Raw genomic sequence first — 23,036 nt, forward strand, 5'->3', positions numbered from 1 at the left:
GCGCGTGGTGCCCGTTCTGGCTACCCACAGGGATGCGCCCAGTAAGGATCTCAGTTCCCGGGATGGGGGCGCACGGGAGCGTTGGGGCCGTTCGGCATGCACCGTTGCACGCCGAACCGGCCGCGGTCCAGTGTCCCACCGGCGACCCCCTCCGCCGCCCGGCCGGACCTGCCCACACTAGGGCCCGCATCGAACAATCCCGTGTCAAATCCGCAAACTTGTCAATACATCGACACCGCAGGCACACACGGACAACCCCACCCGCCACGGTCGTATTCGCCCCACGCACGGGCAACTCACCCGAGGGTGAGAACGCCCACGACCGCGATCACCAGCATGAGGAACAGGAGCAGTACGGCGTACAGAAGCAACCGCCCGCCCGGCCGCCGACGGGTCTCCTCGGGGGCGTCCCACCAGGGCAGGGTGGGGTCGTCCTCGTAGTCGGGCGGGCTGTCGTCACCGGATTCACCCGCTTCACCGGCAGGTTTCGCCGGCCGGGGCCAGGCCTGGACGGCCAGTTCCCAGCGCACGCCGAAGCGCTCGGCCTCGGTGTCGGCGAGGCCCGCGATCCGGCACAGGGCGCTGACCGCCTGCCGGGGCGGGGGCTGGGTGGCGTTGAGGTAGCGGTGCCAGGAGGACTTGCTGTACGCGGTGCGGGCGCCGAGCGAGACGAGGCTGAGCCCCGTACGGTCCTTGAGGAGCCGCAGCTGCTCCACGAAGTGCCGCACCTCCGGCGGCAGATCGTCCGGCAGCGGCTGCCAGCCGCCCATCGCACACCTCCACGGCGTTCCTCGTGTTCCCCGGTCGTGTCGCCCGGTCTGAGCAGGTGACGACGCGGGCCGCCCGATGGTTCCCGCGTTGCGGAACGGTCACCTCCGTGCCACAGCGTGCTGACAGGCGTTGAACAGGCCGTTCACCGTGCAGGAGGCTTTGGCTTCGGCGACGGCCCGTCCTTGCTCGGGGGAGAGGACGGGCCGTCGTCACGGAAGGTTCCGTACGGGGACTAACTGCTCACCGTGAAGTGCAGCGTGTCCTTCAGGAACGGGATCTGCAGCCACGGGTTCGGCTGCACCATCATCGCCAGCAGCACGATCGCGAGGCCCAGCACGCCGTACGTGACGATGTCCGTGAAGCGGGAGCGCACGGCGAGCATGCCGACGTCGGGCAGGATCCAGCGCAGCACGGCGCCGGCCACCAGGGCGATGCCGATCAGCAGCGTGCCGTACCGGAAGACGTCCAGCGCGGTCAGCAGCAGGCCGAGCCCGACCATGCCGAGGACGGCGAGGATCGGCCACTGCCGGGCCGGCGCGGGGGCGTCGCCGCGGGCGGCCCGGCCGCCGCCCTCGGGACGTGCGGTGTCCTTGGTGAACAGCGGGAAGCGGCGCGTCGTGCGGCGCGGCCTGCCCTCGGCGTCGGGCGCGCTGATCGCGTCGCGCACGGTCTCCTCGGCCTGCTGCTCGGGCTCGTTGACCTCGCGCTCGGGCCGCTTCGCCGCACCTTCGGGGCGCTTCGCCTCAGCCGGCACTGCGCTCCGCCGCCTCGACCACGTTGACGAGCAACTGGGCACGGGTCATCGGGCCGACACCGCCGGGGTTCGGCGAGATCCAGCCGGCGACCTCGGCGACGCCCGGGTGGACATCGCCCACGATCTTGCCTTCGGCGCTCCGCGAGACGCCGACGTCGAGGACGGCCGCGCCCGGCTTCACGTCCTCGGGCCGGATCAGGTGAGCCGAACCGGCGGCCGCGACGATGATGTCCGCACGCTTCAGGTGCGAGGACAGATCACGCGTGCCCGTGTGGCACTGGGTCACGGTCGCGTTCTCGCTGCGGCGGGTGAGCAGCAGCGGCATCGGGCGGCCGATGGTGACACCGCGGCCGACGACCACGACCTCGGCGCCCTTGATCTCCACGCCGTACCGGCGGAGGAGAGTGAGGACGCCGTTGGGGGTGCAGGGCAGCGGGGCGGGCTCGTTCAGGACGAGGCGCCCGAGGTTCATCGGGTGGAGGCCGTCGGCGTCCTTGTCCGGGTCCATGAGTTCCAGGATCCGGTTCTCGTCGATGCCCTTGGGCAGCGGCAGCTGGACGATGTAGCCGGTGCACGCCGGGTCCTCGTTCAGTTCCCGTACGACCGCCTCGATCTCCTCCTGCGTCGCCGTGTCCGGCAGCTCGCGCTGGATGGAGGCGATGCCGACCTGGGCACAGTCGCGGTGCTTGCCGGCGACGTACTTCTGGCTGCCGGGGTCGTTCCCGACGAGGATCGTGCCGAGGCCGGGCGTGATGCCCTTCTCCTTCAGCGCCGCCACGCGGGCGGTCAGATCGGACTTGATCGCGGCTGCGGTGGCCTTGCCATCGAGAATCTGGGCGGTCATGACCCCATCCTCGCGGATGACCGCCCCCCGGTTCCAATCCGGGGCCCTTCCGGACGCCACGGCACGGCTCCGCTCGTATCCGGCCATGATCAGAGATGTTGCACTTGCACAACACCTTCCGCCCACAGCTGGACAACGGCTCGCCCCTCCGAGAACGATGTAAGGCGCTGTATCGCGGCTGATGTTCGGGGGGCATACCGCTCTGATCGTGACGTTCCTCCGCACAATTCCGCAATGTCCCCATGCGTGCAACGGAGGAATCCCGCCATGAGTTTCGGCGACCCGAACAACCCCTACGGCCAGCCCCAGCAGCCGCCGCAGCAGCCCGGTTACGGCTACCCCCAGCAGGGCGGCCAGCAGCCCTACGGCTACCCGCAGCAGGGCGTGCCGCCGCAGCAGCCGGGATACGGCTACCCGCAGGCGCCGCAGGCCCCGGCCGGCTACGGCTACCCGCAGCAGCCGGGTTACGGCATGCAGCCTCCGTACGCGAGCTGGGGTCAGCGTTTCCTCGGCACTCTGGTGGACGTGCTCGTGTTCGTGCCCGCCTACATCGTCATCGCCATCGGTGGGGGCACCAGGATCTGGGCTCTGGTGATCATCGGCTACCTCGCCGTCCTGGGCATCGCGATCTGGCAGCTGATCCGGGAGGGCCGCACCGGCCAGACGGTCGGCAAGCAGGCGCTCGGCATCCGCCTGGTGCGGGAGATAGACGGGCAGCCCCTCGGTGTCGGCTTTGCCTTCGTCCGCCGGCTCGCGCACTTCCTGGACAGCCTCGCCTGCTACATCGGCTGGCTGTGGCCGGCCTGGGACCCCAAGCGTCAGACGTTCGCCGACAAGGTGTGCTCGACCATCGTGATCCGTACGAACTGAGCGCTGCTCCACCCCATTTCACGGAGGAACACCCCCCATGAGTTTCGGCGGCCCCAACAACCCCTACGGCCCGCAACAGGGCCAGCAGCCGGGCTACGGCTACCCCACGGCTCCCCCGGTGGCCTCCTACGGCGGTGCTCCCGTGATGACGACGATGCCGGGCACCGTGAGCGCGGGCCGTGTGCTGCTGTGGGTGATCGTTCCCCTGCAGCTCATCGGCGTGGCCCTGTTCGCCTTTGTCGCCGGGGTCGTTCGGAGGACGACGAGCGCCGGCGTCGAGGACGACGCCTCCTTCGAGAAGATCAAGGAGTACTCGAGCGGCGTGCTGTGGGCGATGGTGGTGTTCGCGCTGGCCTGGGCGGTGTTCGCGGCCGTGCTGGCGTTGAAGTTCAGCGACGGCGGCAACCGTGTCCGGATCACGGCCATCGTCTTCGGCGTCATCACCGCGATGCTGGGCCTCTACCCCTTCGTCGTCGTGGGCCTCCTCCACACGGTTCTCGGCATTCTGATCGCCGTGTTCGCCGGCAACGCGAACGGAAGCGCCTGGTTCAACCGCGTACGCCAGTGAACCGCCGCGCGCCACTGAACAGTTCGCGCCAATAAATCGCCAAGGGCCGTGTCTCCCCGTCCCAGGGGGACACGGCCCTGGTGCGTCGCCCTACTCTGACCTGGGTAGCCGGCAGGCACGGGAGACGCACCTTGTACAGCATCATCGTGGTACCTCCGCCGACCACGGAGGACGAGTCCACTCGCACCCAGCTCAGGCTCGCGCCCGGCGAGCGGCTGACGTTCGGGCGCAGCGCCGACTGCGACGTGGAGATCCCCCACAAGGGCGTCTCCCGCAGGGCCGGTGAGATCACCGCGCAGGGTGCTTTCTGGATACTGAGCAACCTCAGCGGCGAGCAGACGTACGTCGTCGAGAACCCGGAAGGCGCGGGCGAGCACATGAAGGTCGGGCCGGGCCGACTCGACGCACCGGTCCCCTTCGAGTTCTCGCGGATCGTGCTGCCGGCGGCCGGGGACCTCCTGCCCATCGAGGTGTGGGCGCCCCGCCACGACTACCTCCACTCCGAGGGCGGCCTCGACGGCGCCACCACCGCCCCCGCCTTCTCCGTCGACCGCACCAAGCGCTACTTCGCGGTTCTGGCGGCCCTGTGCGAACCCCGCCTGCGCGGCGAACCGCACGCCCCGCTGCCCACGGTGGACCAGGTCGTCGACCGCCTGCGCCCCAACTGGCCGGCCGCGTCCCGCACTTCGGTGCAGTGGAACATCGACTACCTGGCGGTGAAACTGCGCCTGAAGCCGGGCCCTGAAGAGGCGGACACGGGCCCACGGCTCAACGGCAAGAAGGAGTCGCTGGTCTCGCTCGCCCTCCGCTTCGACCTCGTCCGGGAGGACGACCTGGTCGTGCTGTCCGCCTCGCCGTCCGGCCGGGCGGTCCGGTGACCGAGCCCTACGCCGTGCCGGTGCCCAAGGGGTACCGGGTCGGCGCCTGGGAAGTACGGGAGCCGATCGCGACGGGCGCCTTCGGCAGCGTCTACGAGGGCCGGCGCACCGTCGACTCGCCCGACCTGCCCCGCACGGCCGCCCTCAAGTTCCTGCCCACCGGCACCGGCACCCCCCGCCAACTCGCCCACCTGCGCGAACTCATCGACCGCGAGGTCGAGTTGCACCGCCGCCTGAAGCAGCCGCGCCTGATCCGGATGTACGAGACGCTCGTCGTCGACGACCCGGAGCGCCCCGCCCTCGACGGCGCCACCGTCCTCGTACTGGAGAAGGCGGAACGCTCCCTGTCGGCGCTGCTCTCCGCCGCCCCCCGCCCGCACGCCGGACCGGCACTGCTCGCGCAGATCTGCGAGGGCCTGGCCCAGCTGCATCGCGCAGGGTGGGTGCACGGCGACCTGAAACCGGCCAATGTGCTGCTGATGAAGGACGGTTCGGCACGTCTCGCGGACTTCAACATGGCCGCGGAACTGGAAGGCACGCACGCGTACACCCCCGCGTTCTCCACGCCCGACTACACCCCGCCCGAACTCCTGTGGTCGGAGATCGGCACCCGCGGCCGCCAGATCCGCCCGTCCGCCGACATCTGGGCCTTCGGTGTCCTGGCACATCTGGTGCTGACCGACTCCTTCCCGCTGCCCGGCGGCACCCCGACCGCCCGCCGCGACGCTGCCGCCGCCTACGCCCGCGGCACCGACGAACTGCGCCTCTCCCCCCAACTCCCGGACGCCTGGCGGGAGATCGTGCGGGACTGCCTCTCCCGCACCCACGCCGACCGCATCGACACCGGCACCCTGCTGCTACGGGTCGAGGAGGCGGCCGGCGCGGCCCGCTCGCCGCGCCTCCCCCGCCTGTTGCCGCTGCTTCCCCGCCGCAGACGCCGCTCGACGGCGATCGCGGGCGCGACCGCCGCCACCGTCGCGATCGCGGCGCTCGGCTACGGCATCAGCACCTGGGCGGACGCGGGCGGCAATCCCCCGGCCGCCAACAGCGCCTCCCCCACGGCGAAGGTCACCCCCGCCACCTACGGCTCCGCCGAACTCCGCACCGACAAGGGCGTCCCGGCCGTCTACCGCCCGATGATCGTCAAGGCGGCTCACGACTGCCCCCAGCCGGACGTCACACCCGCGCTCATCGCCGCCATGCTCAAGGCGGAGAGCAACTTCGATCCGAAGCTCTCCGACCCCGGCAAGGACGAGTACGGCATCGCCCGCTGGACTCCGAGGCTCCTGCGCTGGTGGATCCGGAGCGACGGCCGGCCGGTCAAGTCGAACCCCAAACCGCCCCTCTCCGTCCCCGACTCGATCACGGCCCTCGGCCACTACCTCTGCTACATCGAGCCGCAGCTGACGCCCGGACTGCCCGGCGACAAGCGGGTGCTGATCGCCGCCGCGTACCGGACCTCGTACAAGCGCGTGAATGCCGTGCGCGGTATTCCCCCCGAGTACCGCGACTACTGCAAGCGGCTCGCGCAGCACCTCAAGGAGTACACGCCGCCGGGCAAGAAGTGACCCTGAGAGTTCATAGGTACCGGAGCGGGGAGTGGGCGCGTAGCAGGTCGTCAAGAAGTGACCCTGAGACTTCCGAGGTACCGGGCGGCGGGCGCCGACGGCACGGTGGTACCACTCCGCCACGGCGGAACGACCACCAGAGTTCATGGGGGAACGAACGTGAACATCGCCAAGCCCGCCGCACTGCTCCTCGCGGCCACCGCCCTGCTCGCCGGCTCCACGGTCGCGGCCACTGCGGCCGACACTCCGGACGGCACCCGAGTGACCTCGACGCCGGACGGCATCCGCGTCAACAGCCTCCAGCAGACCGCCGACCAGGTGCTCGCCGGCCACCCGAAGGCCCTGAAGGTCTCGGCGAACGAGGTCAAGTACGACGGCCTGAGCCTCACCCGCGCCCCGAAGGGGAAGCTCGGCGCCCAGGACCTGGCCTGTGACTACGGCCACCTGTGCATGATCGTCAAGGGCACCAAGTTCGACTTCTACAAGTGCCAGACCTGGACCGTGAACAACTGGACCGGCGACGGCCCGTTCACCAACAACCAGACGCCCGGCACGGTCGCCAGGTTCTACAACCAGGACGGCAGCGTCCGCTGGACGTCCACGGCGTACGAGGCGGGCACGGCCAGCTGGGACCCGATCTGGTCCCTGCGCCCCTGCTGACAGGGCGCCCCACAGCCGCGGTCTCCGGCTCCCTCGGGGGAGGGCCGGAGGCCGCGCTCATGTCTACGGCGAGCTGCCCACGCCCGCCGCCCCCGCAACCCGGTAGTCTCTCGTCAACCAGGGGTGCCACAGGGCACGTTGGGACGACCGAGGTCGAGAGCGAACACGTCGGGGGATCCATGTCAGACGCCGCCCTCGCCCAGACCTGCGCGAGGCCGCTGCGACCGGCCGATCCGGTGCGCATCGGACCGTACGTGCCGTTGGGGCTGCTCGGCAGCGGCGGCATGGGCCGGGTCTATCTGGCGCGGCACGGCGACGGGACGCCCGGACTCGCCGCGGTGAAGGTCGTCCGGCCCGAGCTCGCCGAAGACCCCCGCTTCCGGCGGCGGTTCGAGCGGGAGGCCACCGTGCACGCGCGCGTGGGCGCACCGTACACGCCGGAACTCTTCGGTACCGGATTCGAGGCCGACAGCGAGCTGCTGTGGATGGCGACTGCGTATCTGCCGGGCCTCAATCTCGCGGACGCCGTGCGTGAGTGCGGCGTGCTCGCGCCGCCCGGGGCGTGGCGGCTCGTCGCGGATCTCGGTCGGGCACTGGGCGCGCTGGCCGCCGTCGGGATCGTGCACCGGGACTTCAAACCCTCGAACGTCCTCCTCACCCAACAGGGCGCGCACGTAATCGACTTCGGCATCGCGCAGGCCGTCGACGCCAGCGCGATCACCACCACGGGCAGCCGGGTCGGCACCCCGGCCTTCATGTCCCCGGAGTACCTGAGGGACGGCCGCTGCGACACCGCGTCCGACGTGTTCTGCTGCGCCAGCACCGTCGTCCACGCGCTCACCGGCCACGCCCCGTTCGGCGACGGCACCGGCATGGACGTCCTGCACCGTGTCGCCTCCGAGCAGCCGAACGCCGAGGTCATGGCCGAGGTCGCGGCAGCCGACCCTGCCCTGGCCGCCCTGCTGACCGCCTGCCTCAACAAGGACCCCGCCCTACGCCCCGGCCCGCAGGACCTCATCGACGCCGCTGCCACGCACCCGCGGGCCGTCTTCTGGCAGGAGCCTCTGGGCAGCCGCCTCCGCGCCCGCCAGCAGGCGTACGACGTACTCCGCGTCGGCCCGGTACCGGGCGGACAGCCTCAGCAGACGCCGACCCAGCCGGTGACGTACCCGGCGGCAGGGCCGGGGTTCGGCCCACCGGTGACTCCGGTTCTAGCGGTGCCCCCACCGGCCGCACCGGCCCGGCGTCGCAGGCGGCCGTACGCCGCCATCGCCGCCGTACTCGCGGTGTGCGCCGTCGCCGCAACCGCCTTCCTGCTCACCCGCCCGTCGTCCTCCGACGCCACCACAGGCGCCGCCTCCACCGCCGGCACGGCCGGCACGTCCGACGACGGCGCCAGGCCCTCGTCGGCCTCCAAGAACCCGAAGGAGAAGGGGCAGGAGAAGCCGAAGGGGCAGGGGCAGCTGGTCGACACGGGCGCCTCCGCCACCCCTTCCCCGTCCGGCAACGGCACGCAGAGCACCAGCCCCACTCCCCACCCCACCTCCAAGACACCCGGCGCTCCGACCCCCACCCCCTCGAAGTCGACCCCCGCCCCCGCAAAACCCCCCTGGCTCACCGACTGCACCTACTACTCCGGCACCGAACAGACCGAACTCGGCGACCGCGGCCAGCGCGTCGTACAGGTGCAGTGCATGCTGACCAAGCGCGGCTACAGCGTGGGCAGTTCGGGCGTGGACGGAGACTTCGGCAAGGACACCGACACGGCGGTACGAAGCTTCCAGACCGCCAGGGGACTGGAGATCGACGGCCAGGTGGGCCCCAACACCTGGGCGGCACTGCGCAGTTCGACCTGAGTGGCTTTACGGAAAGTACGGCGTGTAGGTGATCGAGGAGACCTTCAGATACCTCGCGCCGTCCCCTGTGGCCCAGGTCGAGTCGTTGGGGTTGCCCGGCCAGTCGCCGCCGACGGCGGTGTTGACAATGAAGTGCATACCGACACCCGGGGCAGTGGTGTACCACTTGGTGCCGGTGATGGTGCCGTCCACCGCGAAGTCGATGTGATCGGGCCACCAGGTGAACGAGTACGTGTGGTACGCGTTGGTCCAACCCGCACCATTCGTCTTCGAGAACTGGGTCTGGGCGTTGTTGGAATCGTGGGAGGTCTGGTAGACGGTGTTCGCGTTCTGGCCGACGATTTCCGCGGCGTCGAACTCGGGCAGCCACGGATTCAGGTAGGCCGCCCATACCGCGGGCAGGAGGCCCTGGCCGTTGGGCATGTTCGCGGTGAAGCTGTAAGTGCCGTAGCCGTAGAGCGCCTTGGACTCCACGCGGCCCGAGTAGTAGGTGCTGCCCGACTTGTAGGTCTTGATGACCAGAGTGCTGCCCTCGTACCAGACGCAGCCGGGGGTGTAGGTCTCCAGCTCGTTGTTGGCGGTCCACCGACCGCTGATGACGTTCCACGAGTTGACCGTCTGCGGGGCTCCCCAGGACGCCGCGTGGGCCTGCGGCTGTCCCAGGAGGAGCAGTGACAGCGCCGCCAGGGCGGCGACCATCAGGCGTCCCGGCCGGAGAAATGCAGATGACATCGCGGCTCCATTGCTCGGATGACACGGGGTGTGGGAGCGATCCCACTTTCGTCAACCGGACTGTAGGAGTCCGTTCAATGTTTGACAAGATGCACGGAGCGGATCGCTTCCTGGCTTCTGGAGTTGAAGCCACCAGTCTTTGGCGGGCCGGAGGCCACGGCCGTGTCTCGCCGTTGTACGGTCCCGATGCCACGCCCGAGACCAGGGCATGGTTCCTGCAGACAGGGGGGATCGTGAACCAGCAACTCGTTCCGGCACCGAAGAGGCCGCTGAGCAGAACAAGGAAGACCGCTGTCGCGATGGGGGCACTGATCGCGGCTCCGTTGCTGATGGCGAGCACGGCCTGCGGATCCAACAACGCCGACACGCACGACGGCTCGACAGCGGCCGCAAAACCCGCCGCCGGCCACACCAGCCCGGCAGCGACGCCGGCCACACACCCGTCGCCCTCAGCCGGCCCGGCACAGAAGCTGGCCGACCTCGACGGCAACCTTCGCCCCGCCGACCAGTACCAACAGGTCCTCTCCGCATTGGCACCACGCTGCAAAGAGGACCTCCCGCACCTGGCGACCGTCGTCGACACGACACTCAAAGCCGTGAAGAAGAAGGGAGGCTCCGACGAGGACGAATTCAGCGTCCTGCAGAAACTGGAGGCCTGGGTGCCCGCCGGAAAACCGCGGGCCAACTGCGCGTCGGAGGCGACGGCTTACGTGGCGCAGCGCGAAAAATGATTCGGTACGCGGCTGCTAGCCGAAGTCCGGGACGGCCGGGGATGTCCAGAAGGTCACAGTCGGCCCATAGGAGCCGTCCTCCTCGTCGCCGACCTCGACGGTGATTTCCCGGTCCGGGTAGCGCGCGGACAGGACTCCCTGCCAGCACTCCCCCAGAGCCAGCGCGAGTTGGGGCAGTTCCTCCCCGAGCCGATCGCGGTCTGTCCGGGAAGCGTTGATGAACACATCCCACAACCTGACCTGGTTGACGACCGCTTCGATTCGTTGCCGATTGTCGCCCAGACTCGTGAACCAGTTGTCGACAGTGTCCTGGCTGAAGTTCTCCTTGAGGAACACGCAACCGCGGTACTCGACCGTCTCGGGGCAGAACAGCCAGGCCGCGGCCAGGACGAAACGCAAGCCGCCCTCGTAGTCGAGGTAGTTGGCCGGGGAGAGCTCCTCGTCCTTCCATTCGGTGCGCCACTGCCTGAAGAACGCCGGCAGCACGCGCTCGGACCACACCGGCTTGCTGTTCGTCACGGGATCTCCCCAGGGGCCTACGGCAACCGCCCGTACCCGGCGCCAACCGAGTACGGGCGGATGAGTCAGCGTCGAATGCGCCGCTCTGCGGAGACGGCTCAATGGAAGAAGTGCCGCGTCCCCGTGAAGTACATCGTCACGCCCGCCTTCTTCGCGGCCTCGACCACCAGCTCGTCACGGACCGAACCGCCCGGCTGGACAACGGCCTTGACGCCGGCCTCGATGAGGATCTCCAGGCCGTCCGGGAAGGGGAAGAAGGCGTCCGAGGCGGCGTACGAGCCCTGGGCGCGCTCGGCGCCGGCGCGCTCGACGGCGAGCTTTGCGGAGTCGACGCGGTTGACCTGGCCCATGCCGACGCCGACCGAGGCGCCGTCCTTGGCGAGCAGGATCGCGTTGGACTTCACTGCGCGGCAGGCCTTCCAGGCGAAGGACAGCTCGGCGAGCTCGGAGGGCGACAGCGCCTCGCCAGTGGCCAGGGTCCAGTTGGCCGGGTCGTCGCCGTCCGCCTGGAGGCGGTCCGTCACCTGGAGGAGCGCGCCGCCGTCGATGGGCTTGACCTCGGCCGGGTGGGAGGGCGCGGCCGGGGCCTTCAGGACGCGGATGTTCTTCTTCTTGGCGAGGGCTTCGAGGGCGCCGTCCTCGTAGTCCGGCGCGACGATGACCTCGGTGAAGATCTCGGCGACCTGCTCGGCCATCTCCTTCGAGACCGGGCGGTTCACGGCGATGACGCCGCCGAACGCCGACAGCGGGTCGCAGGCGTGCGCCTTGCGGTGGGCCTCGGCGACGTCCGAACCGGTCGCGATACCGCAGGGGTTGGCGTGCTTGATGATCGCCACGGCCGGCTCGTCGTGGTCGTACGCGGCACGGCGGGCGGCGTCCGTGTCCGTGTAGTTGTTGTACGACATCTCCTTGCCGTGCAGCTGCTCGGCCTCCGCAAGGCCGACGCCCGTGCCGTCGACGTAGAGCGCGGCGGGCTGGTGCGGGTTCTCGCCGTAACGCAGGGTGCTCTTGCGCTCCAGGGCGGCCGCGATGAACTCGGGGAACTGAGAGTCGTCGGCGGGCGCGTAGGCGGACGCGAACCAGCTCGCGACCGCGATGTCGTACTCGGCCGTGTGCCGGAAGGCCTCCGCGGCGAGCCGCTTGCGGGTGGCGAGGTCGAAGCCGCCGTCCTTGACCGCGCCGAGCACGTCCGCGTACCGCGCCGGGCTGGTGACCACGGCGACCGACGGGTGGTTCTTGGCGGCCGCGCGGACCATCGACGGGCCGCCGATGTCGATCTGCTCGACGCACTCGTCGGGGGACGCCCCGGAGGCGACGGTCTCGCGGAAGGGGTAGAGGTTGACGACGACGAGGTCGAACGGCTCGACGCCCAGCTCGGCCAGCTGCTCGCGGTGGCTCTCCAGCCGCAGGTCGGCGAGGATGCCCGCGTGCACCTTGGGGTGCAGGGTCTTGACCCGGCCGTCCAGGCACTCGGGGAAGCCGGTGAGCTCCTCGACCTTGGTGACGGGCACGCCCGCGGCGGCGATACGGCCGGCGGTGGAACCGGTGGAGACGAGCTCGACACCGGCCTCGTGCAGCCCGCGCGCGAGCTCCTCGAGCCCGGTCTTGTCGTAGACGCTGACGAGCGCCCGGCGAAGGGGCCGCTTGTTGATGTCGGCGGTCACTGGATAACTACCTTTCGTCCCTCAATGCGATAGCCGTTGCGGGCGAGCCGCCCCACGACATCGACGAGCAGCCTTCGCTCGACTTCCTTGATGCGCTCGTGCAGAGCGCTCTCGTCGTCCTCGTCCCGGACCTCCACCACGCCCTGAGCGATGATCGGTCCGGTGTCGACGCCGTCGTCGACGAAGTGGACGGTGCAGCCGGTGACCCTGGCGCCGTACGCGAGCGCGTCGCGCACACCGTGGGCTCCCGGAAAACTGGGGAGGAGGGCAGGGTGCGTGTTCACGAACCGCCCGCCGAAACGGGCCAGGAACTCCTTGCCCACGATCTTCATGAACCCGGCGGAGACAACCAGGTCGGGCTCGTACGCGGCAACGGCCTCGGCGAGCGCGGCGTCCCACTCCTCGCGGGTCTCGTAGTCCTTGACCCTCGTCACGAAGGTCGGCAGCCCGGCGCGCTCGGCCCGGGCGAGCCCCTCGACCCCGGCGCGGTCGGCCCCGACGGCCACGATCTCGGCGCCGTAGGCCTCGACACCGCTCGTCGCGATGGCGTCCAGCAGCGCCTGGAGGTTGGTGCCGGATCCGGAGACCAGCACGACGAGGCGCTTGGCCACGGGCTTGGCGGCCACGGTGGAGCCCTTTCTCGGGGGAGCGTTTCCGTACGGTCGACCGTATGTACGTTCGTACGAATGCTTCGCGTCCCGGGATACGGGGAAGTCTACGAAGCGGCCGAACGTCAGCAACGATACCGGCACTCCGGGCGGCCCCCACGGGACGGGGGCGTGGCCGGAAGGTAGCGTCTGGGAGAGCCCGGGTCGGGAACGTGGTCGTCGTGCTGTGCGTTTCCGAAGTGAAGGCCCGTGCAAGACAGACGTACGAAGCCTGATCACTGCCGTAACACCTGCCGTATCGCCTAGGGGAAGACGCTCACTTGATGCCGGACCGCAGCCTGCGACTGCTCATGCTCCCCCCGCAGTCGGTGGAGGGAGGGGAGCACCGCGGCGTGCTGCTGCGGGAGCGCCCCGCCTCTCCGCCCGACGCGCCCTCGGACAAGAAGACCGGCGACTCCCCCGAGGACGACAACCCCTTCGCCCCGCCGCCGGAGGGCACACCCGACCGCCCCTGGCGGCCGCGCCGCCCGGCCGACGGGGAGAACGGCGACGGATCGGGCGACGCCGGTTCCCCCTGGGGCAGCCAGTGGAGCGACCGTCAGCCGGGCCGCTCCCCCGGCGGCTTCGGACAGCGCCCCGGCGGTCCGCCCCCGAGCCCCGAGGGCCAGGGCGGCAACACCCCGGGCTCGGGCATGCGCTGGGACCCGACGGACCCCTCCCAGCGCCGCGCCCGCTACGCCCTCCTGTGCGGGATGTGGGCCTTCTTCTTCGCCCTCTTCAGCTGGCCGTACGTGGCCCTGCTGCTCGGCGCCCTCGCCCTGTACTGGGGCGTCAGCGCCCTGCGCGCCAGGACCGGCGCCTCCGAGCCCACCAACGACACGGCCGGCCGGCCGCAGACGACGGCAGCGGTGACCGGCCTGGTCACCGCCTCCCTGGCCATCGCGCTGGTCGCCGCGACCTTCACCGCGCAGATGGTTTACAGCGACTACTACACCTGCACCAGCGACGCCCTCACGAACGAGGCGAAGCAGTCCTGCACCCAGCTTCTGCCCAAGGAGCTGAGGGGGTTGCTGGGGACGAACGGCTGACGCACGGCCGTTCCGTCAGCGCGGTCGGCGGTCACGGCAGGTCCGGCGCGTCCGGCACGTCCGGTGCATCCGGCGTCCGAGGCGGGTCGGACGCGTCCTTCAGCGCCGCCCACCGGGACTCGCGGGTGGCGTCGCCGGGCCATGGGGCCGGCTGCTGGGGCGCCGGTTCGACGGGCAGGAAGTCGTACGGCCCGAACCCCGCCTCCTCCTGGTCGCTGAGCGCGCCGTACGCGTCGTCCTGGTCGTAGGGCGCGGAGGGCGTTCTGGCGTCCGCCGGCTTCTGTGCCCCGCCCGAAGCCGACTTCCGCCGGAGCCGCCCCATGCTCTTCGACTTCTTCGGCTTCTTCGGTTTCTCCGCCTTCGACTCCGCGACCTCCGGCCTCGGCTCGACGATCTTCGCCTTCGGTTCCAGGGTGTTCGGCGTCGGCTCCACGGTCTTCGGCCTCAGATCCAGGGTCTGCGCCACAGGTTCTCCGCCCGCCCGACGTCCCCGGCGTGCCCGGCCCTGCCAGGCCCGCACCACCACTGCCGTCGGAATCGCCGCAACCGCCGTCCATACGAGCGCCGCGCCCCCCGTCTCCCACCACACCGGCCCGAAGCTGGCCAGCTCCGCGACCCCGAGCCGTCCGCCCGCCATCGCCGCGAGTACGGCCATTCCGGCCGCGCACAGCAGCGCCGCCAACGCGGCGGTACGGGCGGTCTGCCCAGCGCCGGACACTCCGGCGGCAACCGAGCGGGACGCACCGCGGGATTCCGCCCCGCCCACGAACCACCCCACCGCGAGTCCGGCCGCGATCGGCACTGCTCCCGAGACCCAGTTCGGCCACCCCCCGGTCCCCGCGTCCGGCACCGCGGCCAGCAGCGGAAACGGCGGCAGCAGCGGGGCCGGCGCCGAGGACAGCGGATCCACCACATGCCCCGCGCCCAGCACGAACCCCGGCCCGAGGGCGTACGCCGCCCCCCACACCGCCGCGTTCGGCACTAGCACCAGGCACAGGAACAGCACGGCGAAACGGCCCGACCAGCCCTCCGTCAGCTGCAGGAAGGAGTCCCGCGCCGCACCGCCGTGCCACACCAGCGACACGGCCACCAGCACCGCGCCGCCCCCGACGAACACCGCCGCCCCCGCCCCGGCGGCCCGTGCCGCGGTGCCCAGGCGGGCGTGGGCGTCCGGTCCAGAGCCCCGCACCGCGGCCGGCAGCAGCTTCAGCACCCCGTCGAACGCCCGGCGCGGATACCCGTATGCCGTCCACACCCCCGCCCCCGCCATCACCATGACGAGCAGCGGAAGGCACAGCGTGGCCCGCCCCCACGAGGGCCGCAGCTCTCCGCCCGAGGCGTACAGCGCGGCGGCCGCGCCGACGCCGAGGTAGCCGAGGACGACGCCCGCCCAGGCCGTACGCCCGGACAGAAGCGGCCCGTCCTCCTCGCCGCCGTACACCACGTCCCGCGCCGCCCGGTGCACCAGCAGCACCGGCAGCACGAACAGCAGCAGCGGTGTGACACCCACCGGCGCGGGGGCACCGGAGAGCGTGTCGGTGCGCAGCAGTTCGGTGCCGTGCGCCAGCAGCCACAGCGCGGCGGCGACATGGAGCGCACCGCCGGGCCCGCTGTCGGGGTACGGCGAGCTGATCCAGAACACCATCACGAGCACGGTGATCGCCCCGAGCCCCAGCCCGGCGGCCACCGCACCCCCCATCAGGCCGGCGCCCAGCCCGGGCGATCGGTCACGCACCCTGGCCCGAATCCGGGCACGCAGGTACGACAGCGGGGGCCGGCGAGCGGTGCTCATCTGGATCACGACCGCCATGCTCCCAACGACACGCGCTTTCTCGTCGTAACAGGCAAACCTCCGAAGTGTCGCTCAATATACGTTTATGTTCTTTTTCGTACGGAAGGGTGCCCCGTGACGCAGGATCAGGTCGCCAAGCGGGACGGCACCCCCAACGAGACCCCGGCCGCCGGGCCCGCCGCTCCCCTGACGCCCACTCAGGCCTTCGACGCGCTGTACGCGTTCTGCGCCCCCGCCCTCGTACGGCAGACGTACCTGCTCACCGGGCGGCGCGAGCTGGCCCGCGAGTCGGTCGAGCGGGCCTTCCAACTCGCCTGGCAGCGCTGGCCCGAGGTGGCCGTCGACCGGGACCCGGCCGGGTGGGTGCGGGCGACGGCGTACGAGTACGCGCTCTCTCCCTGGCACCGGTTCCGCCCGTGCGTGAGGCGCCCCGAGCCGCCGCTCACCGACCGGTGCGACCGCGAGCTGCTGGGCGTACTCATGGAACTCCCGCCGTCGTACCGCCGGGCGCTGCTGCTCTACGACGGTGTCGGCCTCGACCTGCCGGAGACGGCGGCCGAGGCGGAGGCAAGCACTCCGGCGGCGGCCCACCGGCTGCTGCACGCGCGCGAGGCGGTCGCCGCGCGCGCACCGGAGCTTGCCGATCCGTCCGCGCTCAACCGCCGCCTGGCCGAACTGGCCTCCACGGAGCGGCTGCCCGCACCCAAACCGCCGACGGTGCGCAGGCGCGGCGAGCGCAGGGCGCGCTTCTGGACGCGGGCCGCCATCGCCTTCACGGCGGCGCTGATCGGGACGACGGCGCTCGCATTGCGCACGGCCCCCACGCACTACGAGCCCCCGGTGCCGCCGGGCGCGATGGTGCAGGGGGTTCCGCCGCGGGTGGCCCTGGGGGCGCTGTCGCAGGCGGAGGTACAGCTGCGGGCGAAGCTGCGCGGGGAGACCGCGCACGGTCCCGAACGGCTCGTACCGCTGAATCAATAGCACGCCCAGCCTGCGGGCAGTCGTGCCGCTGGGGCGGCGCCCGTCCCACAGACAGCGGCACCCGCCCGGCGCGGCCGGCCACAACGCCGGTGGGCCCGCCCCCACCCCGGGAACGGGCCCACCAACGTTCAGCTAAGAAGCCGCTGTTCAGCCCGCGAGGATCTCGCGCGCCAGCTTCGCCGTCTCGGTCGGCGTCTTGCCGACCTTGACGCCGGCGGCCTCGAGGGCCTCCTTCTTCGCGGCAGCCGTACCGGAGGAGCCGGAGACGATGGCGCCGGCGTGGCCCATGGTCTTGCCCTCGGGCGCGGTGAAGCCCGCGACGTAGCCGACGACCGGCTTCGACACGTTCTCCTTGATGAAGGCCGCGGCCCGCTCCTCGGCGTCGCCGCCGATCTCACCGATCATCACGATCAGGTCGGTGTCGGGGTCGGCCTCGAACGCGGCGAGCGCGTCGATGTGCGTGGTGCCGATGACCGGGTCGCCACCGATGCCGACGGCGGAGGAGAAGCCGATGTCACGCAGCTCGTACATCATCTGGTACGTCAGCGTGCCGGACTTCGAGACCAGGCCGATACGGCCCGGCTTGGTGATGTCGCCCGGGATGATGCCGGCGTTCGACTGGCCCGGGGTGATGAGACCGGGGCAGTTCGGGCCGATGATCCGGGTCTTGTTGCCCTTGGACACGGCGTACGCGTAGAACGCGGCCGAGTCGTGGACGGCGATGCCCTCGGTGATGACGACCGCGAGCGGGATCTCGGCGTCGATCGCCTCGACGACGGCGGCCTTGGCGAAGGCCGGCGGTACGAAGAGGACGGATACGTTCGCGCCCGTCTTCTCGATCGCCTCGGCGACCGTGCCGAACACCGGGATGTCGGTGCCGTCGATGTCCACGGAGGTGCCCGCCTTGCGCGGGTTCACGCCACCGACGATGTTCGTGCCGTCGGCGAGCATGAGCTTGGTGTGCTTCATGCCCGTGGAGCCGGTCATGCCCTGGACGATGACCTTGGAGTCCTTGTTGAGGAAGATAGCCATGGCTGTGTGTCCCTCGTCCCTTACTTCGCAGCCGCGAGCTCGGCGGCCTTGTCGGCCGCGCCGTCCATGGTGTCCACGCGCTGCACCAGCGGGTGGTTGGCGTCGGTGAGGATCTGGCGACCCAGTTCGGCGTTGTTGCCGTCGAGACGGACGACGAGCGGCTTGGTGACGTCCTCGCCGCGGTCCTCGAGGAGCTTCAGCGCCTGCACGATGCCGTTGGCGACCTCGTCGCACGCGGTGATGCCGCCGAAGACGTTGACGAAGACGGACTTGACGTCCGGGTCGCCCAGGATGATCTCCAGGCCGTTCGCCATGACCTGCGCGGAGGCGCCGCCGCCGATGTCGAGGAAGTTGGCGGGCTTGACGCCACCGTGGTTCTCACCGGCGTACGCGACGACGTCCAGGGTGCTCATGACGAGACCCGCGCCGTTGCCGATGATGCCGACCTCGCCGTCGAGCTTGACGTAGTTGAGGTTCTTCTCCTTGGCGGCGGCCTCGAGCGGGTTGGCCGACTCCTTGTCCTGGAGGGCCTCGTGCTCCGGCTGACGGAACTCGGCGTTCTCGTCCAGGGAGACCTTGCCGTCAAGGGCGATGACGTCACCGGAGGCGACCTTGGCCAGCGGGTTGACCTCGACGAGGAGGGCGTCCTCTTCGATGAAGGTCTTCCAGAGGGTGACCAGCACGTTGGCGACCTTGTCGGCGACCTCGGCCGGGAACTTGGCGGCCGCGACGATCTCGCGGGCCTTCTCCTCGGTCACACCCTCGTTGGCGTCGATCGGCGTCTTGGCGACGGCCTCGGGGCGGGTGGCCGCCACCTCCTCGATCTCCACGCCGCCCTCGACGGACGCGATGGAGAGGAAGGTGCGGTTGGCACGGTCGAGGAGGAAGGAGACGTAGTACTCCTCCAGGATCTCCGGGGCCGTCTCGGCGATCATCACCTTGTGGACCGTGTGGCCCTTGATGTCCATGCCGAGGATGTCCGTCGCGCGGGCAACGGCCTCGTCCGGGGTGGCGGCGAGCTTCACGCCACCGGCCTTGCCACGGCCACCGACCTTCACCTGGGCCTTGACGACAGACTTGCCGCCGAGACGCTCGGTGGCTGCGCGGGCCGCCTCAGGCGTGTCGATGACTTCACCGGCCAGCACCGGTACATCGTGCTTGGCGAAGAGGTCCCTCGCCTGGTACTCGAACAGGTCCACGCGCTTCCGTCCCTATCAGTGATCTCGCGGTTCGTTGGATGCGTGGGCGTGCCGCGAAGGGCAACGTGACGTCCGCTAGTCACAGGGGAGGCGCACACGGTGTCCGAGCGCGCGGCATGTCCGTCTCGCAGGTTATCGCTGCTTACGGAGGGCCCCTAAATCGAGGGTCACACCTGAGCGGTGATACCTGTCACATGATGCCGCGCTCACTGGCACGGCGTGCCGAAAGTGAAGGGCCTCACCGGGTTGGGGTTGACCCGGTGAGGCCCCTTGTGCAGCCCCCGAGGGGGCTCGGAGCAGGTGGTCCCCACCCCAATGGGGACCACCTGGCCCGTCCGCGGGGTTCCGGTCGGACGAACCGACGGCTTTCGGCCGTCCGGGTCCTTCGGCCCGTGGAGTCGGTCGTTCGCCGCATCACTGCGGCGGATCGCGTCGTGCGGCGGCTCCGCCGGGGGCCGCCGCACGACGCCGCTCGCGGATCGGTCAGACGCCGTACGGGCTGCCGTGCTGCAGGTTCTGCACGTAGCCCGGCGTGACCGACTCGGCGACGCCCTCGACGCCGGAGAGGGCGTGGCCGGCGAGCGGGCCAGAGGTGGACCGGACGGTGCCGGTCAGGTCGCCGGCGAAGGGCGCGACCCGGCTCACGACGCCGGGGGCGAACGGGTCGACGTCACCGACGACGCCGTACGCGAAGGGGTCGGCATCGCCCGCGACGCCGTACGCCAGCGTCGTCGCGCTGCCGCCGACGCCCTGCACGACGGGCTGGACGGTCTCGGTGACGGTGTCGACGACGGGCTGGACGGCACCGGTGACACCGTGCGCGAACTGCGGCACCTGCCCGGCGACGCCGTACGCCAGGTCGGTCGCGTGACCGGCGACGCCGTACCCGAGCGGAGCCACGTCCTCGGCGATCCCGCCGGCGAACGGCTGGACGTCGCCCGCGACGCCGTACGCCAGCCCGCCCGCGTCCGCCACGGCCTGCCCGGCGACCGGCAGCACGCCGTCCACGGCGGTGTGCGCGACGGGCGGCAGCACGGCGCCCACCGCGTCGTCCTGGACCTGGCCGACCAGGCCGGTGGCGTACGACGGCACGTCCGCGACGACACCGCCGGCGACCGGAGCCACGCCGTACACGGCGCCACCGGCCACCGACTGCACGTCGGACACCGCCCCCGCGGCGACGGACTGCACGCCCTGCACCACACCACCGGCAACCGGCTGCACGCCCTGGACGACGCCACCCGCGACCGGCTGGACGTCGGCCACGACGCCGTACGCCAGCGCCGTCGCCGCGTCGACCGTGTGACCGGCGGTCTGCCGGACCCCGGCCACCGCACCGCCGGCGACCGGCGCCACGCCGTACACGGCACCCGTGGCGACCGGCGTCACGCCGTCCGCCACATGACCGGCAACCGGCGCGACCCCGCCGACGGCCTGCCCGGCGACCGGGACTACGCCCGCCACCGCCTGGCCGGCGACCGGCGTCACGCCATTCACGGCGTTGGCAGCGAGGGGCGGGACGGCAGCCGCGGCCGTCTCCGCGACGACCGGGGTGACCGTGCCGGGAACGCTCTTCACGGTGCCGACGACCTTCTGCTCGACCCCGCCGACCGTGCCCGTGACATGGCTGGGGACCGCGGCCACGGAGGCCTCGGCGGCGCCGGCGACGGCACCGGCCCCGCCCTGCGCGGCGGCCGTCACGCCTGCGGCACGGCCCTGGACGCCGGTCGCCGCGGTCTGTGCGGCGCCCTGGACGCCCGCCGCGGTACGGCCCGCGCCCGCGACGGTCTGCTGCGCCTTCGTCCTTACGACACCGTCGACGCCCTGCGCCTGGGTGCGGGCCGCCGACTGCACGCCCTGGAGCTTCGTCTGCGCGGCGGCAAGGGCCTGCTCCAGCTCCGGCGCGAAGGCGGCGAGGGGGCCGAAGAGGTAGTCGACCTCGCCCCGCGGGGAGGAGGTCGTGTCGGTGACGGTGGTGCGGGCGGTGGTGACGGCGCCCTCGGCCGCGGACTTCGCCTCGGCCTGCGCGGCACGGGCGGCCTTGGCGCCCTGGATGGCGGCGGCGCCCTTGACCTTGGACGCCTTCTTGGCCGCCTGCGCGGCGGACGCCTTGCCGTCGACGTACTTGCGGGCCTGCTCGGCGGTGCTGCCGGGCGTCGCCTTCTCGGCGCCGGCGACGGTGCCGGTGACCGTGGAGGTCGCCTTGGCCGCGGTGCCGCCGACCGTACCCGTGACGCCGGAGACGGTGTCCTGGACACCGGTGACGACGCCGTCGACCGTGCCGGTGACGGTGTCGGTCAGCGCGCCGAGGGTGCTGCCGGTGTCGACGGTCGCGTCGGTGGCCGGATCGGATGTCGTGTCGGACACGGACAGGGAGGAGGAGGGCAACTCGTCAGCGCTGGCGACGGCGGAACCGAGCGCCCACGCGCCGGTGACACCGGCGGCTATGACGATGGAGCGGCGGATGTTCTTGTTCATGCGTGCGTCAGATCCTTAGATCCCTGGAAGCTCCGCGCTCCTTGATCTCAGGGGAGATCCGGGGAGTTCCGGGGCTTCTTCGAAGGGCTCGGGGTTCGAAAGGCTTGTGCCTCGAACGGCTTGGGACATTTCCGGCGCCACTTCCGGTCCTGGTCCGGGGAGTCGGGACCAGCGGAGTCGGCGGCTTGCGTCCGGAGAACGGAGGGTGTCCGGACGGGCGGGCAGACCTGTTCCGCCCCCGCGCGGCAGGTCCGTGGCGGGGGAAGGGCCTGCGCTAGCCGGGGAATACGGGAATGTCCCGGTGCCTGTCCCGGGTACCGGCCGCGGCTGCGCCCGCGGCGGCGCCGGGCACGAGCCGCACGGGCGCCCGGTGGTTCAGGGCGACGGCTTGCGCGTCACCGTGCCTCGAGGTGCCGTTGTCCACGGCGGCCCGGTTGGCCGGCGCACCGGTCGGGTCGCCGCCGGGAGCCTGCTGCGCCGGGGCATGCCCGGCACCGGCGGCCCGCCGCCCGTCGCCCTGCACGACGGTGGCGCCGCCCGCGGTGACGTCCACGGCGAACCGCGGCCCGTGGGCCGTACCGCTCGCCCCTGCTCCGGAGCGCCTGTCGTCGACGGCCCCTTCCGTCCCCGAGTGCCCTGCGGCGCCCGGCTCCGGTGCCTGCGCGACCGGCGCGGGAAGTATCTGGGCCGGCGGCGCAGGGAGGCCGGGCAGCGCGGGCAGGCTCGGCAGCGACGGGGACCCGGGCAGCCCCGGCAGGGAGGGCAACGACGACAACGGAGGTATCTGCGCGGTCACCCTGCCCAGCCCGGCGGTCACGGTCTCCACCAGACCACCGACCGGCTGCACGACACGATCGCCCACGGAGTGGACGAGGTCACCGGTCAACGGGGTGAGGACCTGATCGGCTGCGCCCAGGGTCGCAGGATCGGGGTCGGGCCTGGGGCTGGGCTTGGCCTCGATCGGTGCGGGTGCCGGTGCCTGTGCGACGGGAGCCGTCGGTTGGGGCTTGTCCGGAGCGTCCGGCTGTGGCTGGGGCGCTGACGGAGTGTCCGGCTTCGCCTTGGCAGCGGGCGCCGCATCGTCCGCCTGCGCCGCGGGTGCGGCCGAAGCGTTCGTCAGCCGGCCGACCGCACCGACCGCACCACTCGTCAACGACCGGACGCCGTCCGCCGGAGCGGTCGGCGCGATCTCGGACGAGGAGGCGGCCGGCGCCCCCTCCGCCGCGTGCGCCTGCTCTCCGCAGAGGAACCCCAGTGCGAACAACCCGCCCACCAGCAGGACCACTTGCAGCGCACGCCGTCCGGCCGCCGTGCGCATCACGCGCAGAGCGGCACCGGGCAAGGCTGCTGGCCAGGTCAAGAGGGGGTGGGTCCTCTCGTGCGGCGGAACGGATTTCACGTGACGAGCCGTAACGAGCTACGAGTCGGAGCGACGCGGTGCGA

21 protein-coding genes are annotated in these 23,036 nt (G+C 71.4%); 9 read left to right on the forward strand and 12 right to left on the reverse strand.

Annotated features, from left to right (window positions below; translation table 11 throughout):
* Positions 1–296 precede the first annotated feature (296 nt).
* From ACFY10_RS17910 to ACFY10_RS17920, 3 genes are all read right to left on the reverse strand, one after another.
* Positions 297–770 carry a helix-turn-helix domain-containing protein gene (locus ACFY10_RS17910; protein WP_390666069.1) on the reverse strand — a complete coding sequence of 158 codons (474 nt, stop codon included), beginning with the start codon at positions 768–770 and terminating at the stop codon, positions 297–299.
* A gap of 233 nt (positions 771–1,003) precedes the next feature.
* On the reverse strand, positions 1,004–1,525 hold the full coding sequence (locus tag ACFY10_RS17915) for a DUF3017 domain-containing protein (protein WP_390666070.1): 522 nt from the start codon (positions 1,523–1,525) through the stop codon (positions 1,004–1,006).
* On the reverse strand, positions 1,515–2,369 hold the full coding sequence (locus ACFY10_RS17920; protein WP_390666071.1) for a bifunctional methylenetetrahydrofolate dehydrogenase/methenyltetrahydrofolate cyclohydrolase: 855 nt from the start codon (positions 2,367–2,369) through the stop codon (positions 1,515–1,517). The genes ACFY10_RS17915 and ACFY10_RS17920 overlap by 11 nt, the downstream gene beginning before the upstream one ends.
* 267 nt (positions 2,370–2,636) lie before the next feature.
* On the opposite strand from ACFY10_RS17920, the gene ACFY10_RS17925 reads away from it, so the two are divergent.
* From ACFY10_RS17925 to ACFY10_RS17950, 6 genes are all read left to right on the forward strand, one after another.
* Positions 2,637–3,239 carry an RDD family protein gene (locus tag ACFY10_RS17925; RefSeq protein ID WP_390666072.1) on the forward strand — a complete coding sequence of 201 codons (603 nt, stop codon included), beginning with the start codon at positions 2,637–2,639 and terminating at the stop codon, positions 3,237–3,239.
* 37 nt (positions 3,240–3,276) lie between these two features.
* A complete protein-coding gene (locus ACFY10_RS17930; RefSeq protein ID WP_390666073.1) occupies positions 3,277–3,807 on the forward strand; it encodes a hypothetical protein in 531 nt (176 codons plus the stop codon).
* Between the two features lie 131 nt (positions 3,808–3,938).
* Positions 3,939–4,685 (forward strand): FHA domain-containing protein, encoded by a 747-nt coding sequence (locus ACFY10_RS17935; protein ID WP_390666074.1) that lies wholly within the window; start codon positions 3,939–3,941, stop codon positions 4,683–4,685.
* Positions 4,682–6,253: a protein kinase gene (locus ACFY10_RS17940; RefSeq protein ID WP_390666075.1), complete on the forward strand. Its 1,572-nt coding sequence runs from the start codon at positions 4,682–4,684 to the stop codon at positions 6,251–6,253. The genes ACFY10_RS17935 and ACFY10_RS17940 overlap by 4 nt, the downstream gene beginning before the upstream one ends.
* Before the next feature lie 159 nt (positions 6,254–6,412).
* Entirely contained in the window at positions 6,413–6,913 is a 501-nt protein-coding gene (locus tag ACFY10_RS17945) for a hypothetical protein (RefSeq protein ID WP_390666076.1), read from the forward strand.
* A gap of 179 nt (positions 6,914–7,092) precedes the next feature.
* Entirely contained in the window at positions 7,093–8,769 is a 1,677-nt protein-coding gene (locus ACFY10_RS17950) for a protein kinase (protein WP_390666077.1), read from the forward strand.
* A 6-nt stretch (positions 8,770–8,775) separates the two neighbouring features.
* On the opposite strand, the gene ACFY10_RS17955 is transcribed toward ACFY10_RS17950, so the two are convergent.
* On the reverse strand, positions 8,776–9,501 hold the full coding sequence (locus tag ACFY10_RS17955; protein WP_390666078.1) for a family 16 glycosylhydrolase: 726 nt from the start codon (positions 9,499–9,501) through the stop codon (positions 8,776–8,778).
* 77 nt (positions 9,502–9,578) lie between these two features.
* Between ACFY10_RS17955 and ACFY10_RS17960 the strand changes: the two genes are divergently transcribed.
* Positions 9,579–10,232 carry a hypothetical protein gene (locus ACFY10_RS17960; RefSeq protein ID WP_390666079.1) on the forward strand — a complete coding sequence of 218 codons (654 nt, stop codon included), beginning with the start codon at positions 9,579–9,581 and terminating at the stop codon, positions 10,230–10,232.
* Between the two features lie 15 nt (positions 10,233–10,247).
* On the opposite strand, the gene ACFY10_RS17965 is transcribed toward ACFY10_RS17960, so the two are convergent.
* From ACFY10_RS17965 to purN, 3 genes are all read right to left on the reverse strand, one after another.
* Positions 10,248–10,751: a hypothetical protein gene (locus tag ACFY10_RS17965; protein ID WP_390666080.1), complete on the reverse strand. Its 504-nt coding sequence runs from the start codon at positions 10,749–10,751 to the stop codon at positions 10,248–10,250.
* A 98-nt stretch (positions 10,752–10,849) separates the two neighbouring features.
* Positions 10,850–12,415 carry a bifunctional phosphoribosylaminoimidazolecarboxamide formyltransferase/IMP cyclohydrolase gene (gene purH, locus ACFY10_RS17970; protein WP_390666081.1) on the reverse strand — a complete coding sequence of 522 codons (1,566 nt, stop codon included), beginning with the start codon at positions 12,413–12,415 and terminating at the stop codon, positions 10,850–10,852.
* Positions 12,412–13,041, reverse strand: coding sequence for a phosphoribosylglycinamide formyltransferase (gene purN, locus ACFY10_RS17975; RefSeq protein ID WP_390666082.1), 630 nt, complete (start codon positions 13,039–13,041; stop codon positions 12,412–12,414). The genes purH and purN overlap by 4 nt, the downstream gene beginning before the upstream one ends.
* 305 nt (positions 13,042–13,346) lie before the next feature.
* On the opposite strand from purN, the gene ACFY10_RS17980 reads away from it, so the two are divergent.
* Positions 13,347–14,111 carry a hypothetical protein gene (locus tag ACFY10_RS17980; protein WP_390666083.1) on the forward strand — a complete coding sequence of 255 codons (765 nt, stop codon included), beginning with the start codon at positions 13,347–13,349 and terminating at the stop codon, positions 14,109–14,111.
* Between the two features lie 31 nt (positions 14,112–14,142).
* Here ACFY10_RS17980 and ACFY10_RS17985 read toward each other — a convergent pair whose 3' ends face one another.
* Complete coding sequence (locus ACFY10_RS17985) at positions 14,143–15,810, reverse strand: DUF6350 family protein (RefSeq protein WP_390666084.1); 1,668 nt, start codon at positions 15,808–15,810, stop codon at positions 14,143–14,145.
* Between ACFY10_RS17985 and ACFY10_RS17990 the strand changes: the two genes are divergently transcribed.
* On the forward strand, positions 15,700–16,884 hold the full coding sequence (locus tag ACFY10_RS17990; protein ID WP_390666085.1) for an RNA polymerase sigma factor: 1,185 nt from the start codon (positions 15,700–15,702) through the stop codon (positions 16,882–16,884). The genes ACFY10_RS17985 and ACFY10_RS17990 overlap by 111 nt on opposite strands.
* Positions 16,885–17,031: 147 nt before the next feature.
* On the opposite strand, the gene sucD is transcribed toward ACFY10_RS17990, so the two are convergent.
* The 4 genes from sucD to ACFY10_RS18010 form a co-directional block, all read right to left on the reverse strand.
* Positions 17,032–17,916, reverse strand: a complete 885-nt coding sequence (gene sucD / locus ACFY10_RS17995) for a succinate--CoA ligase subunit alpha (protein ID WP_390666086.1) — start codon at positions 17,914–17,916, stop codon at positions 17,032–17,034.
* 20 nt (positions 17,917–17,936) lie between these two features.
* Positions 17,937–19,115, reverse strand: coding sequence for an ADP-forming succinate--CoA ligase subunit beta (gene sucC / locus ACFY10_RS18000; RefSeq protein WP_390666087.1), 1,179 nt, complete (start codon positions 19,113–19,115; stop codon positions 17,937–17,939).
* A gap of 483 nt (positions 19,116–19,598) precedes the next feature.
* Entirely contained in the window at positions 19,599–21,593 is a 1,995-nt protein-coding gene (locus tag ACFY10_RS18005; protein WP_390666088.1) for a hypothetical protein, read from the reverse strand.
* A 274-nt stretch (positions 21,594–21,867) separates the two neighbouring features.
* Positions 21,868–22,953: a hypothetical protein gene (locus ACFY10_RS18010; protein WP_390666089.1), complete on the reverse strand. Its 1,086-nt coding sequence runs from the start codon at positions 22,951–22,953 to the stop codon at positions 21,868–21,870.
* Positions 22,954–23,036: the final 83 nt, after the last annotated feature.

Origin of the sequence: Streptomyces sp. NPDC001401, from assembly GCF_042895385.1 — a bacterium.
In the GTDB taxonomy this organism is placed as follows: Bacteria; Actinomycetota; Actinomycetes; order Streptomycetales; family Streptomycetaceae; genus Streptomyces.